The 13670-nt window shown below is 65.1% G+C and carries 12 protein-coding genes; 8 read left to right on the top strand and 4 right to left on the bottom strand.

The features are described 5' to 3' along the window. The 5 genes from ACQR1F_RS16390 to ACQR1F_RS16370 all read left to right on the top strand — a co-directional run bounded on the left by ACQR1F_RS16390 (nucleotide 1) and on the right by ACQR1F_RS16370 (nucleotide 6570). Nucleotides 1-1017 (top strand): branched-chain amino acid ABC transporter permease, encoded by a 1017-nt coding sequence (locus ACQR1F_RS16390; RefSeq protein ID WP_316238196.1) that lies wholly within the window; start codon nucleotides 1-3, stop codon nucleotides 1015-1017. 10 nt (nucleotides 1018-1027) lie between these two features. Continuing rightward, entirely contained in the window at nucleotides 1028-2251 is a 1224-nt protein-coding gene (locus ACQR1F_RS16385; RefSeq protein WP_315805738.1) for an ABC transporter substrate-binding protein, read from the top strand. Between the two features lie 313 nt (nucleotides 2252-2564). Then, a complete protein-coding gene (locus ACQR1F_RS16380; RefSeq protein WP_315805737.1) occupies nucleotides 2565-3788 on the top strand; it encodes an ABC transporter substrate-binding protein in 1224 nt (407 codons plus the stop codon). A gap of 249 nt (nucleotides 3789-4037) precedes the next feature. Next, nucleotides 4038-5261, top strand: coding sequence for an ABC transporter substrate-binding protein (locus ACQR1F_RS16375; RefSeq protein ID WP_434913462.1), 1224 nt, complete (start codon nucleotides 4038-4040; stop codon nucleotides 5259-5261). A 28-nt stretch (nucleotides 5262-5289) separates the two neighbouring features. Next, the gene (locus ACQR1F_RS16370; RefSeq protein ID WP_315805735.1) at nucleotides 5290-6570 is read left to right on the top strand and encodes a glycerate kinase type-2 family protein; all 1281 of its coding nucleotides are present in this window, start codon (nucleotides 5290-5292) and stop codon (nucleotides 6568-6570) included. An 18-nt stretch (nucleotides 6571-6588) separates the two neighbouring features. Here the strand turns inward: ACQR1F_RS16370 and ACQR1F_RS16365 are convergent, their stop codons facing one another. After that, nucleotides 6589-7095, bottom strand: coding sequence for a MarR family winged helix-turn-helix transcriptional regulator (locus ACQR1F_RS16365; protein WP_315713766.1), 507 nt, complete (start codon nucleotides 7093-7095; stop codon nucleotides 6589-6591). Nucleotides 7096-7291: 196 nt separating this feature from the next. On the opposite strand from ACQR1F_RS16365, the gene ACQR1F_RS16360 reads away from it, so the two are divergent. Genes ACQR1F_RS16360 through ACQR1F_RS16350 form a run of 3 tightly spaced genes read left to right on the top strand, consistent with a single transcriptional unit; the run spans nucleotide 7292 to nucleotide 10827 of the window. Then, nucleotides 7292-8332 carry a branched-chain amino acid ABC transporter permease gene (locus ACQR1F_RS16360; RefSeq protein ID WP_316177177.1) on the top strand — a complete coding sequence of 347 codons (1041 nt, stop codon included), beginning with the start codon at nucleotides 7292-7294 and terminating at the stop codon, nucleotides 8330-8332. 3 nt (nucleotides 8333-8335) lie between these two features. Continuing rightward, entirely contained in the window at nucleotides 8336-10105 is a 1770-nt protein-coding gene (locus ACQR1F_RS16355) for a branched-chain amino acid ABC transporter ATP-binding protein/permease (RefSeq protein WP_434838552.1), read from the top strand. After that, the gene (locus ACQR1F_RS16350; protein ID WP_316216437.1) at nucleotides 10102-10827 is read left to right on the top strand and encodes an ABC transporter ATP-binding protein; all 726 of its coding nucleotides are present in this window, start codon (nucleotides 10102-10104) and stop codon (nucleotides 10825-10827) included. Before ACQR1F_RS16355 ends, ACQR1F_RS16350 begins: the two co-directional genes overlap by 4 nt. A gap of 29 nt (nucleotides 10828-10856) precedes the next feature. On the opposite strand, the gene ACQR1F_RS16345 is transcribed toward ACQR1F_RS16350, so the two are convergent. The 3 genes from ACQR1F_RS16345 to ACQR1F_RS16335 all read right to left on the bottom strand — a co-directional run bounded on the left by ACQR1F_RS16345 (nucleotide 10857) and on the right by ACQR1F_RS16335 (nucleotide 13541). After that, nucleotides 10857-11663, bottom strand: a complete 807-nt coding sequence (locus tag ACQR1F_RS16345) for a shikimate dehydrogenase family protein (RefSeq protein WP_315805731.1) — start codon at nucleotides 11661-11663, stop codon at nucleotides 10857-10859. Nucleotides 11664-11762: 99 nt separating this feature from the next. Then, complete coding sequence (locus tag ACQR1F_RS16340) at nucleotides 11763-12908, bottom strand: ABC transporter substrate-binding protein (RefSeq protein WP_315805730.1); 1146 nt, start codon at nucleotides 12906-12908, stop codon at nucleotides 11763-11765. A 213-nt stretch (nucleotides 12909-13121) separates the two neighbouring features. Further along, nucleotides 13122-13541 carry an acyl-CoA thioesterase gene (locus ACQR1F_RS16335; RefSeq protein ID WP_316238200.1) on the bottom strand — a complete coding sequence of 140 codons (420 nt, stop codon included), beginning with the start codon at nucleotides 13539-13541 and terminating at the stop codon, nucleotides 13122-13124. Nucleotides 13542-13670: the final 129 nt, after the last annotated feature.

The raw sequence follows: 13670 nt of genomic DNA, 5'->3' as shown, positions 1-13670 counted from the left end.
ATGAGCGCAATCGAGGACATCACATCCCAGGCGCCCGCGGTCGAGGCCGTTCCGAAGCGGGCCATGACCCTGAGCTCCGGCACCACCTTCGTGGTCGTGCTGCTGCTCCTGGTGGTGCCGCTGTTCGTCAAGAACTTCATCATCTTCCAGATGACGATGCTGCTGATCTACGGGCTGGCCGTGCTGGCGCTGAACATCCTGACCGGCGGATCCGGCCAGTTCTCGCTCGGCAACAGCGCCTTCTACGCCATCGGAGCCTATACGTCGGCGATCCTGATGGAGCAGTACAATGTCAACTACGCGCTGACCCTGCCGGTCGCCGGCGTGATCTGCTTCGGCGCCGGCTTCCTGTTCGGCCAGCCGGCGCTGCGGCTCTCGGGCGTGTATCTCGCGCTCGCCACCTTCGCGCTCGCCACCGCGATGCCGCAGATCCTCAAGCTCGGCTTCTTCGAGGAATGGACCGGCGGCGTGCAGGGCCTCGTCGTCACCAAGCCGGACGCGCCGTTCGGCCTGCCGATGTCGCAGGACATGTGGCTGTACTACTTCACACTGGCGATCACGATCGCGATCTACGTGTTCTCGGTGAACCTCCTGCGCTCGCGGTCGGGGCGGGCTTTCATGGCGATCCGCGACAACGAGATCGCGGCATCCGCCATGGGCATCGACGTCGCGACCTACAAGACGCTGGCGTTCGGCGTCAGCGCCGGCATCACCGGCGTCGCCGGCGGCCTCGGCGCCATCGCCGTGCAGTTCGTGGCACCCGACAGCTACACGATCGTGCTCGCGATCTCGCTGTTCCTCGGCATGGTCGTCGGCGGCGTCGGCTGGCTGCCCGGATCGTTCGTCGGCGCGGCCTTCATCATCTTCGTTCCCAACATCGCCGAAGGCATTTCGAAGGGCCTGTCCGGCGCGGTGTTCGGCGTGCTGCTGTTCCTCGTCATCTTCCTCGTGCCGCACGGCTCGCGGCAGGTGGCGATGGTGGCGCAGCAGCTGCTCGGCAAACTCAGAAAGAACTAAGGAGGAACTCTTGCAGGTCGTTCAACAACTACGAATCGCCGCGATCGCGACGGCGGTCATCGCCCTCACCTCGGGCGCAGCACTCGCCCAGAAGAAATACGATACCGGCGCGTCGGATACCGAGATCAAGATCGGCAACATCATGCCCTACAGCGGACCGGCGTCCGCCTACGGCGTGATCGGCAAGACCGAGGAGGCGTATTTCAAGAAGATCAACGCCGAGGGCGGCATCAACGGCCGCAAGATCAACTTCGTCAGCTATGACGACGCCTATTCGCCGCCCAAGGCGGTCGAGCAGGTGCGCAAGCTGGTCGAAAGCGACGAGGTCCTGTTCGTCTTCAACCCGCTCGGCACGCCCTCGAACTCGGCGATCCAGAAATATCTCAACGGCAAGAAGATCCCGCAACTGTTCGTCGCCACCGGCGCCACCAAGTGGAACGACCCGAAGAACTTCCCCTGGACCATGGGCTGGCAGCCGAGCTACCAGAGCGAGGGCCGCATCTACGCGAAGTACCTGCTCAAGGACAAGCCCGGCGCCAAGGTCGGCGTGCTGTTCCAGAACGACGATTTCGGCAAGGACTATCTGAAGGGCCTCAAGGACGGCCTCGGCGACAAGGCCGCGTCCATGATCGTCATGGAGGAGAGCTACGAGACGTCCGAACCCTCGATCGACGGCCACATCGTCAAGCTGAAGGCCTCCGGCGCCGACGTCTTCTTCAGCGTCACCACGCCCAAGTTCGCGGCGCAGGCGATCAAGAAGCTTGCCGAGATCGACTGGCATCCGACGCATCTGGTCGTCAACGTGTCGGCCTCGGTCGGCAGCGTGATCAAGCCGGCCGGCTTCGAGAACTCGCAAGGGATTCTTTCGGCCGCCTACGCCAAGGATGCTGCGGATCCGCAGTGGAACGATGATCCCGGCATGAAGAAGTTCTTCGACTTCCTCGCGCAGTACTATCCCGACGCCAACAAGCTCGACAGCTCGACCGTCTACGGCTACGGCGCCGCGCAGACGCTGGTGAAGGTGCTGCAGATGTGCGGTGACGACCTGACCCGCGCCAACGTGATGAAGCAGGCCGCGAGCCTTAAGGACTTCGCGCCCGACACGCTGCTGCCGGGCGTCAAGATCAACACCTCGGCTACCGACTTCGCGCCCATCGAGCAATTGCAGATGATGCGGTTCAAGGGCGAGAAGTGGGAGCTGTTCGGCGAGGCGATCAGCGGCGCCATCGAGTAATCGCGCATCGCCGCAGAAAGCGGTGCCGATCTCCACTGGCCCTCCGCGCCATCGGCGCGGAGGGCTTTTTCATATCTGGATCGGCGTCGAACTATTCATCTCAGGCTGTTCTTGCAGAGCACTCACCCGCCGAGATTGCGGAGACCTCTCGCAGTTGCACATGATATGGACCGCCAAGGCACCGCGAAAACACGGACCGTGCCGTGATGTCGCAACCACCCCGGTGCAGCTCTGCTATAGTTCCAGCCAGAACAAGAGCCGCCATCAAGGCGGCCGAGACACGTCAACCAAACCAACACGGGAGAAACGCACCATGATGATCACGCGAAGGGCCGCCCTCGCCTCGGCTGCCGCCATCGTTCTCGCCTCGAGCTCCGCAATCGCCGCCGACAAGAAATACGATACCGGCGCCTCCGACACCGAGATCAAGATCGGCAACATCATGCCCTATAGCGGGCCGGCCTCGGCCTACGGCATCATCGGCAAGACGGAAGCGGCCTACTTCAAGAAGATCAACGCCGAGGGAGGCATCAACGGTCGCAAGATCAACTTCATCTCCTATGACGACGCCTATTCGCCGCCGAAGACGGTCGAACAGGCACGCAAGCTGGTCGAGAGCGATGAAGTGCTGTTCATCTTCAATTCGCTGGGCACGCCGCCGAACTCGGCGATCCACAAATACATGAACTCGAAGAAGGTCCCGCAGCTGTTCGTCGCCACCGGCGCCACCAAATGGAACGATCCGAAGGACTTCCCCTGGACCATGGGCTGGCAGCCCAACTACCAGAGCGAATCCAGAATCTACGCAAAATATCTGCTGAAGGAAAAGCCGGACGCGAAGATCGCGGTGCTGTATCAGAACGATGATTACGGCAAGGACTATCTGAAAGGGCTGAAGGATGGGCTTGGAGCCAAGGCCGCCTCAATGATCGTCATGGAGGAGAGCTACGAGACCGCCGAACCCTCGATCGACAATCACATCGTCAAGCTCAAGTCCACCGGCGCCGACGTATTCGTGAACATCACCACGCCGAAATTTGCGGCGCAGGCAATTAAGAAGGTCAAGGAGATCGAGTGGAAGACGCTGCATATCCTCAACAACGTCTCCGCCTCCGTCGGCAGCGTGCTGAAACCGGCCGGCTATGAGAATTCACAGGACATCCTCTCGGCGGCCTATCTCAAGGACGTCTCCGATCCGCAATGGAAGGATGATGCCGGGATGAAACAGTTCCTCGACTTCATGGCGAAGGATTTCCCGGATGGCGACAAGCTCGATGGCGGCACCGTCGTCGGCTACAGCGTGGCCCAGACGCTTGTGCAGGTGCTGAAGCAGTGCGGCGACAACCTCACCCGCGAGAACGTCATGAAGCAGGCCGCATCCCTGCGCAACTTCCGCACCGAGATGCTGCTGCCTGGCATCACGATCAACACCTCGGCAACCGACTTCGCGCCCGTCAGCCAGTTGCAGCTGATGCGCTTCAAGGGCGAGAAATGGGAGCTGTTCGGCGACGTGATTTCCGCCGACGTCGGCGGCTAACGACGGAACGCAGTTGAAACCGCCTCCTGCGGCTTCGCGCCGCAGGAGGCGCTCTCTCCAGGCATCTTTGCTGTCTTTGCCAAGAATTTCTTAAGCTAGGAGTTGAAAGAGAGGCGGTCATGCAGCGGCGGCGGTTACGCCGAGCGCGCGGCTGCGCTATGGGGACTCGTCCGGAGTGAAACGAGTCGCCCGTGCTGCGGGCGAATCCAACAACAAGGCCAAGCTCCAAGGCCGAGAAGGAGTCCCCACGTGACCACTGCCCTCACCCGCCGCACGCTCTCCAGCCTGCTCGGCCTCGCCTTGGTTGGCGCCGCTGCCGGCGGCGCCTATGCCGACAAGAAATACGACACCGGCGCCAGCGACACCGAGATCAAGATCGGCAACATCGTGCCCTATAGCGGCCCGGCCTCGGCCTACGGCTCGGTCGGCAAGGCGATGTCGGCTGTGTTCAAGAAGGTCAATGATGAGGGCGGCATCAACGGCCGCAGGATCAATTTCATCTCGTACGACGACGCCTATTCGCCGCCGAAGACGGTGGAGCAGGCACGCAAGCTGGTGGAGAGCGACGAGGTGCTGTTCCTGTTCGGCGTGCTCGGCACTGCGCCCAACACGGCGATCCAGAAATACATGAACGCCAAGAAGGTGCCGCAGCTGTTCGTCGCGACCGGCGCCACCAAGTGGAACGAGCCCAAGACCAATCCGTGGACCATGGGCTGGCTGCCGAGCTATCAGTCGGAAGCCCGCATCTACGCCAAATACCTCACCGCGCAGCAGCCGACCGGCAAGATCGCGGTGCTCTACCAGAACGACGACATGGGCAAGGACTATCTGAAGGGTCTCAAGGACGGCCTTGGCGACACCTCCCGCGTCGTGCTGGAGGAGAGCTATGAGATCGCCGAACCCACGGTGGAGTCGCACATCGTCAAGATGAAGTCGGCCAATCCCGACATCGTCGTGCTGTTCACCACACCGAAGTCCGGCGCCCAGGCGATCAAGAAGCTCGGCGAGATGAACTGGAAGCCGCTGACCATCATCTCGAACGTCAGCGCCTCGACCGCGGCCGTGATGCGGCCGGCCGGCGTCGAGAACTCGCAAGGGGTGATCTCGGCCGCCTATGCCAAGGATGCCTCCGATCCGCAATGGGCCAACGACCCCGGTCTCGGCGCGTTCAGGGAACTGCTCGCCAAATATCTGCCGGAGATCAACCCCGTGGATTCGTCGGCGCTGACCGGTTACAACATCGCCACCACGATGGTCGAGGTGCTGAAGCGATGCGGCGACGAACTGACCCGCGCCAATGTCATGAAGCAGGCGGCAAGCCTGAAGCAGTTTGCGCAGGGCGGGCTGTTGCCCGGCATCACGCTGACCACCGGTCCGGACGACTTCCAGCCGATCGAGCAGCTGCAGCTGATGCAGTTCAAGGGCGAGCGCTGGCAGTTGTTCGGCGAGGTCATGAGCGGCGAACTGAAATAGGCTGCGCACGGCACGTGGGCGGCGCCGCATGACCAGCCGCCGTCCGTTGTTGCGCGCGATCTTCGATGCCGCGGTCGCCGCGGCGCATCCTGACATGGTGCTGCCGGCATTCCTGCCGGCGGCTCCCAAAGGACGAATCATCTGTCTCGCCGCCGGCAAGGGCGCGGCCGCGATGGCGGTCGCGGCCGAGCGCCACTACCTGGACACGCTGGGATTCGATCCCGCGAAGCTGACCGGCATCGCAACCACCCGCCATGGCCATGGCGTGCCGACCCGGCGGGTGAAGGTCATCGAGGCCGGACATCCGATGCCAGACGAGGCCGGGCTGAAGGCCGCCGACGAGACGCTGCAACTGGCGGCAACCGCCGAGCCCGGCGACCTGATGCTGGTGCTGCTCTCCGGTGGTGGGTCCGCCAATTGGGTCGCGCCGGTGAACGGCGTCAGCTTCGCGCAGAAGCAGCAACTGACCCGCGCGCTGCTCCGCTCGGGCGCACCGATCGGCGAAATGAATACGGTCCGCAAGCATCTGTCGCGGATCAAGGGCGGCCGGCTGGCGCGGGCCGGGCAGAAGGCCGAGATCGTGACCCTGGCGATCTCCGACGTGCCGCATGACGATCCCTCGGCGATCGCATCGGGTCCGACGGTGCCCGATCCGACCACGCTGGCCGATGCCCGCGGCATCGTCGCCAAATACAAGCTCGAGGTCGACCCGGCGATCAGCCGGGCGCTCGATGATGCCGCCAATGAGAGCTGCAAGCCCGGCGATGCCGCCTTCGCCCGCGCCTCGTTCGAGCTGATCGCGCGCCCCGCCAGCTCGCTCGAGGCCGCCGTGGCCAGCGTCAAGGCGGCGGGCTACGACGTGCTCGATCTCGGCGCCGATCTCGAGGGTGAGGCCCGCGATGTCGCGGCCGATCACGCCAAGCTGGCGCGCGAGGCCCGCGCGCTCGGCCGCCGCATGGCGATAATCTCCGGCGGCGAGCTCACCGTGACGGTGCGCGGCCAGGGCCGCGGCGGCCCGAACCAGGAATATGCCTTGGCGCTCGCCGACCTCCTCAAGGACATGGAGGGCATAGCGGCGCTCGCCGGCGACACCGACGGCGCCGATGGCGGCGGCGGCAGCGCCTCCGATCCGGCCGGTGCGCTTGTCGATGCCGAGGTCATCGCCGCGATGCGGGCGCAGGGGCTGGATCCGCAGGCCTATCTCGCCAACAACGACGCCACCGCATTTTTCGCCGCGACCGGCGGCCTGCTGCAGACCGGACCGACGCTCACCAACGTGAACGACGTCAGGGTCATCCTGGTCGATTGAGGGGCGCGCCTGCGTCCTTCAGAACTCCTCCGCGATCTTGGTGAGCATCGCCAGTAGCGCGTCGCGCCCATCCGGGCCCAGCAGCTCGTTGAGCCGCGCCTCGTGCTTCGACACCACCAGCTTCTTGGCGCGGGCCAGCACGGCGCGGCCCTTCTCGGTCAGCATCAGGATGTGCGAGCGCCGGTCGTTGGCCGAACGCACTCGCGCACACAGGTCGCGGCTCTCGAGGCTGTCCAGCAGGGACACGAAGTTCGGCCGCAGGATGCCCAGGGTGTTGGCGATCTCGGTCTGGTTCCGGCCCGGATTGGCGTCGAGCAGCAGCAGCACCGAGAACTGGGCCGGCGTCAGTTGCAGCGGCGCGACGCAGCGCAGGAAGTCTTCGAACACCTTCAACTGCGCCCGTTTCAGCACATAGCCAAGCAGATCCGACAGCTCGCCGAGCTGGACCGCTTGCGTCTCATCGGCCGCTACGGCAGCTTCCTTGCGGCTTTCCCTCTTGCTGACGGGCTTGGCGCTATCGGCCATCACGGTCCGCCAAATTCATCGCATTTGCTTCCATCCCTGGTCTCGAACGCCGCAGCCGGAACAGCGGCCTTGAGATTATAATCGATAATTGTTATCCACTATATCAAACACGGGCAGCCCAATTCAACTGCCCCGACCTGCGGACGGCGCATGGCGTCGCCCGCATCCGGTCACCACAGAGGGGGAGCGTCCGGTCTTGAACACAACGATCCTGCTGTTCCTGTTGCAGGACGGCATTACCAATGGCGCGATCTACGCGCTGCTCGGGCTGGCGCTCGTGCTGGTGTTTGCCGTCACCCGGGTGATCCTGATCCCGCAGGGCGAATTCGTCACCTACGGCGCCCTCACCTATGCCTCGCTCGCTGCCGGCCAAATGCCGGGCACGGCGAAGCTCGCCGTCGTGATCGGGCTCGTGGCCTTCGCCTTCGACCTTTACGCCATGCGCAAGACGCTGCACGCGCCGAAGATCGCGCGCACCTTCGGCCTCAACGTGGTCCTCCCGGTGGCCATTCTGCTCGCCAGCATGTGGGCGGCGAACCAGCGCATGCCCGCCGGCGTCAGCCTGGTGCTATCGCTGCTGATCGTGGCCAGCATCGGCCTGTCGCTCTACCGCATCGTGTTCCAGCCGCTCGCGCACACCTCGGTGCTGGTGCTGCTGATCGCCTCGGTCGGCGTTCACTTGGCGCTGCAGGGCCTCGGCCTGCTGTTCTTCGGCGCCGAAGGCCAGCGTGGCCCGACGCTGCTGAATGCCAGCGCGACGCTCGGCTCGCTGCGCTTTACCGGACAGGGCATGGCGGTCTACGGCATCACCATCGCCTTCATCGTCGGCCTCTGGCTGTTCTTCGGCCTGACCCTCTACGGCAAGGCGCTGCGCGCCACCGCCGTCAACCGGCTCGGCGCCCGCCTCGTCGGCATCCGCACCACGCTGTCCGGCCAGATCGCCTTCCTGCTGGCCTCCAGCATCGGCGCGCTCTCGGGCATCCTGATCGTCCCGATCACGACGCTCTATTACGACACCGGCTTCCTGATCGGCCTCAAAGGCTTCATCGCCGCGATCATCGGCGGCCTGATCAGCTATCCCCTGACCGCCGTCGCCGCGCTCGTCGTCGGCATCGTCGAGGCGTTCTCCTCGTTCTACGCCTCGAACTTCAAGGAAGTGATCGTCTTCACGCTGTTGATCCCGGTCCTGCTGCTGCGTTCGCTCGCCGCGCCCGCGGTCGAAGAAGAGAAGGATTGAGCCGTGCGCGAGCGTTGGCCTCTCATCGTCTTTGCCGTCATCGTTGCGGCGATCCCGTTCATTCCGGGCATGCCGCCGTTCTGGATCGTGCTGCTCGACAATATCGGCCTGTCCGCGCTGGTCGCGATGGGCCTGGTGCTGCTGACCGGCGTCGGCGGCCTCACCTCGTTCGGCCAGGCCGCCTTCGTCGGCTTCGGCGCCTACACGACCGCGGTGCTCTCGGCGCAGTATGGCATCTCGCCCTGGCTGACCTTGCCACTGTCGCTGCTGGTCTCCGGCCTCGCCGCGGTGCTGCTCGGCCTCGTCACGGTCAGACTGTCCGGCCACTATCTGCCGCTCGGCACGCTCGCCTGGGGTCTCGGCCTGTACTACCTGTTCAGCAAGCTCGCCTTCCTCGGCCGCAATGACGGCATCTCCGGCATCCCGCCGCTGTCGATCGGCAGCCTCAAGATGCTCGATCCCGGCACGATCTATTTCGCGATCTGGGCCGCCGTTCTGATCTCTGCGCTGCTGACGATGAACCTGCTGGACTCCCGCACCGGCCGCGCCATTCGCGCCCTGCGCCGCGGCCACATCGCGGCGGAAGCGTTCGGCGTCTACGCACCCCGCGCCAAGCTGCTGGTGTTCATCTATGCCGCCGTGCTCGCCGGCCTCTCGGGCTGGCTCTATGCGCACTTCACCCGCGCCGTGAACCCGACGCCGTTCGGTGCCCAGGCCGGCATCGAATATCTGTTCGTCGCCGTCGTCGGCGGCGCCGGCTATGTCTGGGGCGGCGTGCTGGGTGCTGCGATCGTCGTTGTGCTGAAGGAGGTCCTGCAAAGCTACCTCCCGCTGCTGCTGCATGGCGAGGGCCAGCTCGAGACCATCGTGTTCGGCATCCTGCTCGTGACGCTCCTCCAGCTCGCTCCGACCGGCCTGTGGCCGTGGCTGACGGCGCGCCTGCCGTTCAAGCCGCTGGCGAAGAAGCCGGACACCACAATCAAGCTGCCGGCCCGCGAGCGGTCCGCGACGACGCCCAACGTCCTGCTGCAGGTCGACAACGCGCGAAAGCAGTTCGGCGGCGTGGTTGCGGTCAACAACGTCTCCTTCGACGTCCAGGCCCGCGAGATCGTCGCGCTGATCGGCCCGAACGGCGCCGGCAAGAGCACGACCTTCAACCTGATCACCGGCGTGCTGCCGCCGACCTCCGGCAACATCTCGGTGCTCGGCAAGGCCGTCGGCAACGCCCCGCCGCAGGACGTCGTCAAGCTCGGCATTTCCCGCACCTTCCAGCACGTCAAGCTGGTGCCGGACATGACGGTGCTGGAGAACGTCGCGATCGGCGCCCATCTGCGCGGCCATTCCAATGCGCTTACCAGCATGTTCCGGCTCGATCGCGCCGACGAGGCCAAGCTGCTCGCGGAAGCCGCGCGCCAGATCGAGCGCGTCGGGCTCGGCGACCAGATGCACCAGCTTGCTGGCTCGTTGTCTCTCGGCCAGCAGCGCATCGTCGAGATCGCCCGCGCGCTGTGCGTCGATCCGATGCTGCTCTTGCTCGACGAGCCGGCCGCGGGATTGCGCCACATGGAGAAGCAGCGCCTCGGCGCGCTGCTGCGCGACCTCCGCGCCGGCGGCATGTCGGTGCTGCTGGTCGAACACGACATGGGATTTGTCATGGATCTCGCCGACCGCATCGTGGTGCTCGATTTCGGCACCAAGATCGCCGAGGGCACACCAGCCGCGATCAAGACCAATCCCGAGGTGATCAAGGCATATCTCGGAGCCGCTGCATGAGCACCTTGCTGGAAGTCGCCGACGTCCACGTCTCCTACGGCAAGGTCGAGGCTGTCAGATCGGTCTCGCTGACCGTCGCCGAGAACGAGATCGTCACCATCATCGGCGCCAACGGCGCCGGCAAGACCACGCTGCTCAGTGCCATCATGGGCGTGTTTCCGCTGAAGGGCCGCGTCTCCTTCCTGGGCGAGGACCTGGCACGCTATGAGATCGAGGACCGCGTCGCGCGTGGACTGTGCCTGGTGCCGGAGCATCGCGAGCTGTTCGCCACCATGAACGTCGAGGACAATCTGCAGCTCGGCGCGTTCCGCATGAGCAAGGCGCACGCCGCGCGCGGCTTCGAGCACGTCTACACGCTGTTTCCGAAGCTCAAGGAGCGGCGCAAGCAGCTTGCCGGCACGCTCTCCGGCGGCGAGCAGCAGATGCTGGCGATGGGCCGGGCGCTGATGGGCGCGCCGAAGATGCTGATGCTGGACGAGCCCAGCCTCGGTCTGGCGCCGATCATCGTCGCCGGCATCTTCGAGATCGTCGCCAGGCTGCGCCAGGAAGGCGTCTCGGTGCTGCTGGTCGAGCAGAACGCCAAGGCCGCGCTCAAGGTCGCCGACCGCGCCTATGTCATGGAGCTCGGCGAGTTCGTGCTCAACGGCAAGGCCAGCGAGATCGCCACCGACGAGCGCGTGGCGGCGAGCTATCTCGGCTTCGCCGAGGCGGCTGCGAGCTGAGCCTGATGTCGATGGGGTGAGGCGCTGCTTCAGGAGGGCGCCTCCTTCGACAGCAGGAAATCGACCATCACGCGCTCCAGCGCCCGGTACATGTCGGTGCCGGTCGCCGTCAGGCAGCCGCGCTGGCGCGCAGCGGCGATGAACGGCGACACCTCCGGCCGGGTGATCACGCAGCCGCAATAGGCCGACGGGCTGACGGTCGCCATGTCGACCGGCAAGGGATCGCCGGGCTGCATGCCCGCCGGCGTCGCATTCGCGACCAGGTCGAAGCCGCTGGCATCGGTGCCGCCGACAACGGCGCGGCCTTTGCCCCGCTCGTTGAGGCGCGCGATCAGCACATCGCGGCGTCCGGGATCGCTGTCGTGAATGGCAAGCTCGCGCACGCCGGCATCGATCAGCGCCAGCGCAATCGCCGAACCCGCTCCGCCCGCGCCGATCTGCAACGCCCGGCAGCCTGCGGGATCGAAGTCCTTGGCTTTCGCCGCGCCGACGAAGCCGAGGCCATCGACCATGTCACCGTGCCACCCGCCGCTTTCACCACGCCGCATCAAGTTGACGGCGCCGATGAACTGCGCACGCTCGGTGGCGGTCGCGCAGGCGCGGTAGCAGGCGAACTTGTGCGGGATCGTCGCGACGATGCCGTCGAGATTCCTGACCCGAGTCATTGCCGCCAGGAAGTCCGCGAGATCGCCCGGCGCGACCTGGACCGGGACGAGGATCGCATCGCTGCCCTGCTCGGCAAACGCCTGGCTCACGCCGGCCGGCGCACGCACCTGTGCGATCGGATCGCCGATGATGATGTGGAGCCTTGTGGCGCCGGTGGGGGCTGGGATCATGGCGGGCCTCCAGGAAAACTACAAAGATCCTCGTCCAAATGGCCGAAAGGCCGGCTCACGGAGCCGGCCTTTCTCAATCAGAAGCTATGGTCTCGCGGCTCACTTCGCCGGGACGTACTTCCCGTCCTTCACGGTCAGGATGATGCGGGAGCGGTCGTCGAGGCCCGAGCGATCCTTTTCGGTGAAGTTGTAGACGCCCTGCGAGGCCGCCATGTCCTTCTCGGTCATCAGCGCCTGGCGGATGGCTTCGCGGAACTCCGGCGTGCCGGGCTTGGCGGTCTTCAGCGCCACCGGGATGACGCGCTTGAGGATCTCGAACGCATCGAAGGAGTGACCGGCGAACTGGCTGCGGCTGTTCGGGCCATACTTGGCTTCATAGGCCTTGTTCAGCTCGAGGCCGGGCTTCTTGGTCAGCGCGCTGTCGTCCTGCGTCTCCGGCGACATCACCGGGCCGGAGGCCATGATCACGCCCTCCGCCGCCTTGCCGGCGATGCGGATGAAGTCCATGCTCGCGGCGCCGTGGGTCTGATAGATCAGGCCGGTGTAGCCGCGCTCGCGCAGCTCGGTCTGCGGCAGCGCCGCCGCGGTGCCGGAGGCGCCGACCAGGATCGCGTCCGGATTGGCGGCGACCAGCTTCAGCACCTGGCCGGTGACCGACGTATCGGGGCGCGCGAACCGCTCCTCGTCGGCAATCGTGATGCCCATCGGCACCGCCTGGTTCTTCAGATCGTTGAACCAGAGATCGCCGTAGGAGTCGGAGTAGCCGATGTAGCCGACGGTCTTGATGTTGTGCGCCTTCATGTGCTCGTACAGCACCTTGCCCATGATCGGCACCGGCTGCGGCATCACCACCGACCATTTCATCCGCTCAGGCGTGACCGGGAACGGCGCCAGGCCGAAATGCGGAATGCCGGCCTCGTTGGCGACGTTGGACACCGCGATGGTCGGCGGCGTCAGCGCCGAGCCCATGATGATGTCGGCTTTCGACTCCGTCACGAAGCGGCGCGCATTCGTCGTCGCCGTGGTCGGATCGCCGCCATCGTCGAGCACGATCACCTTGAGCGGCACGCCGCCGATCTCCTTCGGCACGAACTCGAGCGCATTGCGCTCGGGGATGCCGAGCGCCGCGCCCGGCCCCGTCGTGGTCGTGGTGATGCCGATGGTGATCTCGCTGGTCTGCGCCAGCGCAGGAGCAGCTGCGAGCATCGCGATGACGCCAGCCGCCGCCAGATAGGCCTTCCTCATAAAATCCTCCCTTGATCTTTTCGGTTCAGCTCGTGATCCGCCGATCCTGTTTGCAGTCCCGCCCCTTGTCCGGGGCGCCTTCCAACATGGCCGGCCGATATGTGTCCAAACGTGATCATAGCATTGAACACGAGAAGATCACGCCTCACCAGTCGACCAAAGCATGACAGCTGAACATCCTTAAGACGGTCGCATGTCGCACCCATTCCAGCCTCATCCACCGAGAAACTTGGCGCGCATCTCCTCGGGAAACGGCGCCGACTTCAGCTTGTCCGGGTCGGCCGGATCGCGCCCGACCAGCACCCGCGTCTCGAATCCCTCGATCGCCAGCGCCTCGCCCTTGAACACCTTATGGGTGACGTCGAAGGACGAGCGCTTGATGCTCTCGATCCGGCTCTCGATCGTGATCCAGTCGCCATAGGTCGATGGGATGTAGAACTTGGCGCGGGTGTCGACCATGGGGATGCCGACCAGGCCGTAGCGACGGACGATGTCCTGCTTGGAGAACCCGGCCGCCTCGAACATGACAGAGGTTGCATCGTCGAACATCGCGAAATAGCGCGGGTAGTAGACGATATTGGCGGGATCGCAGTCGCCCCACTGGATCTGCACGTCGCGGCGGTGGATGAACATTGGTTTGGCCTCGCTATCAGCCGTGTAGACGGTGCGCTCCCTCTCCCCGTTCTTTACGGGGAGAGGGCTGGGGTGAGGGGCAGCCACGCGCACCAGACTCGCGGAGAGCCCCCTCACCCGGATTGCATC

Source organism: Bradyrhizobium sp. HKCCYLS3013 (assembly GCF_051167615.1).
In the GTDB taxonomy this organism is placed as follows: Bacteria; Pseudomonadota; Alphaproteobacteria; order Rhizobiales; family Xanthobacteraceae; genus Bradyrhizobium.
The sequence above is the reverse complement of the archived record's forward strand: the minus strand, read 5'-3'. Positions and strand labels throughout refer to the sequence as shown.

What these genes read in the sequence shown, in the direction of transcription:
- ACQR1F_RS16390 (WP_316238196.1), top strand. Translation starts at nt 1, where the DNA reads ATGAGCGCAATCGAGGACATCACATCCCAGGCGCCCGCGGTCGAGGCC.
- ACQR1F_RS16380 (WP_315805737.1), top strand. Translation starts at nt 2,565, where the DNA reads ATGATGATCACGCGAAGGGCCGCCCTCGCCTCGGCTGCCGCCATCGTT.
- ACQR1F_RS16370 (WP_315805735.1), top strand. Translation starts at nt 5,290, where the DNA reads ATGACCAGCCGCCGTCCGTTGTTGCGCGCGATCTTCGATGCCGCGGTC.
- ACQR1F_RS16365 (WP_315713766.1), bottom strand. Translation starts at nt 7,095, where the DNA reads ATGGCCGATAGCGCCAAGCCCGTCAGCAAGAGGGAAAGCCGCAAGGAA.
- ACQR1F_RS16350 (WP_316216437.1), top strand. Translation starts at nt 10,102, where the DNA reads ATGAGCACCTTGCTGGAAGTCGCCGACGTCCACGTCTCCTACGGCAAG.
- ACQR1F_RS16345 (WP_315805731.1), bottom strand. Translation starts at nt 11,663, where the DNA reads ATGATCCCAGCCCCCACCGGCGCCACAAGGCTCCACATCATCATCGGC.
- ACQR1F_RS16340 (WP_315805730.1), bottom strand. Translation starts at nt 12,908, where the DNA reads ATGAGGAAGGCCTATCTGGCGGCGGCTGGCGTCATCGCGATGCTCGCA.
- ACQR1F_RS16335 (WP_316238200.1), bottom strand. Translation starts at nt 13,541, where the DNA reads ATGTTCATCCACCGCCGCGACGTGCAGATCCAGTGGGGCGACTGCGAT.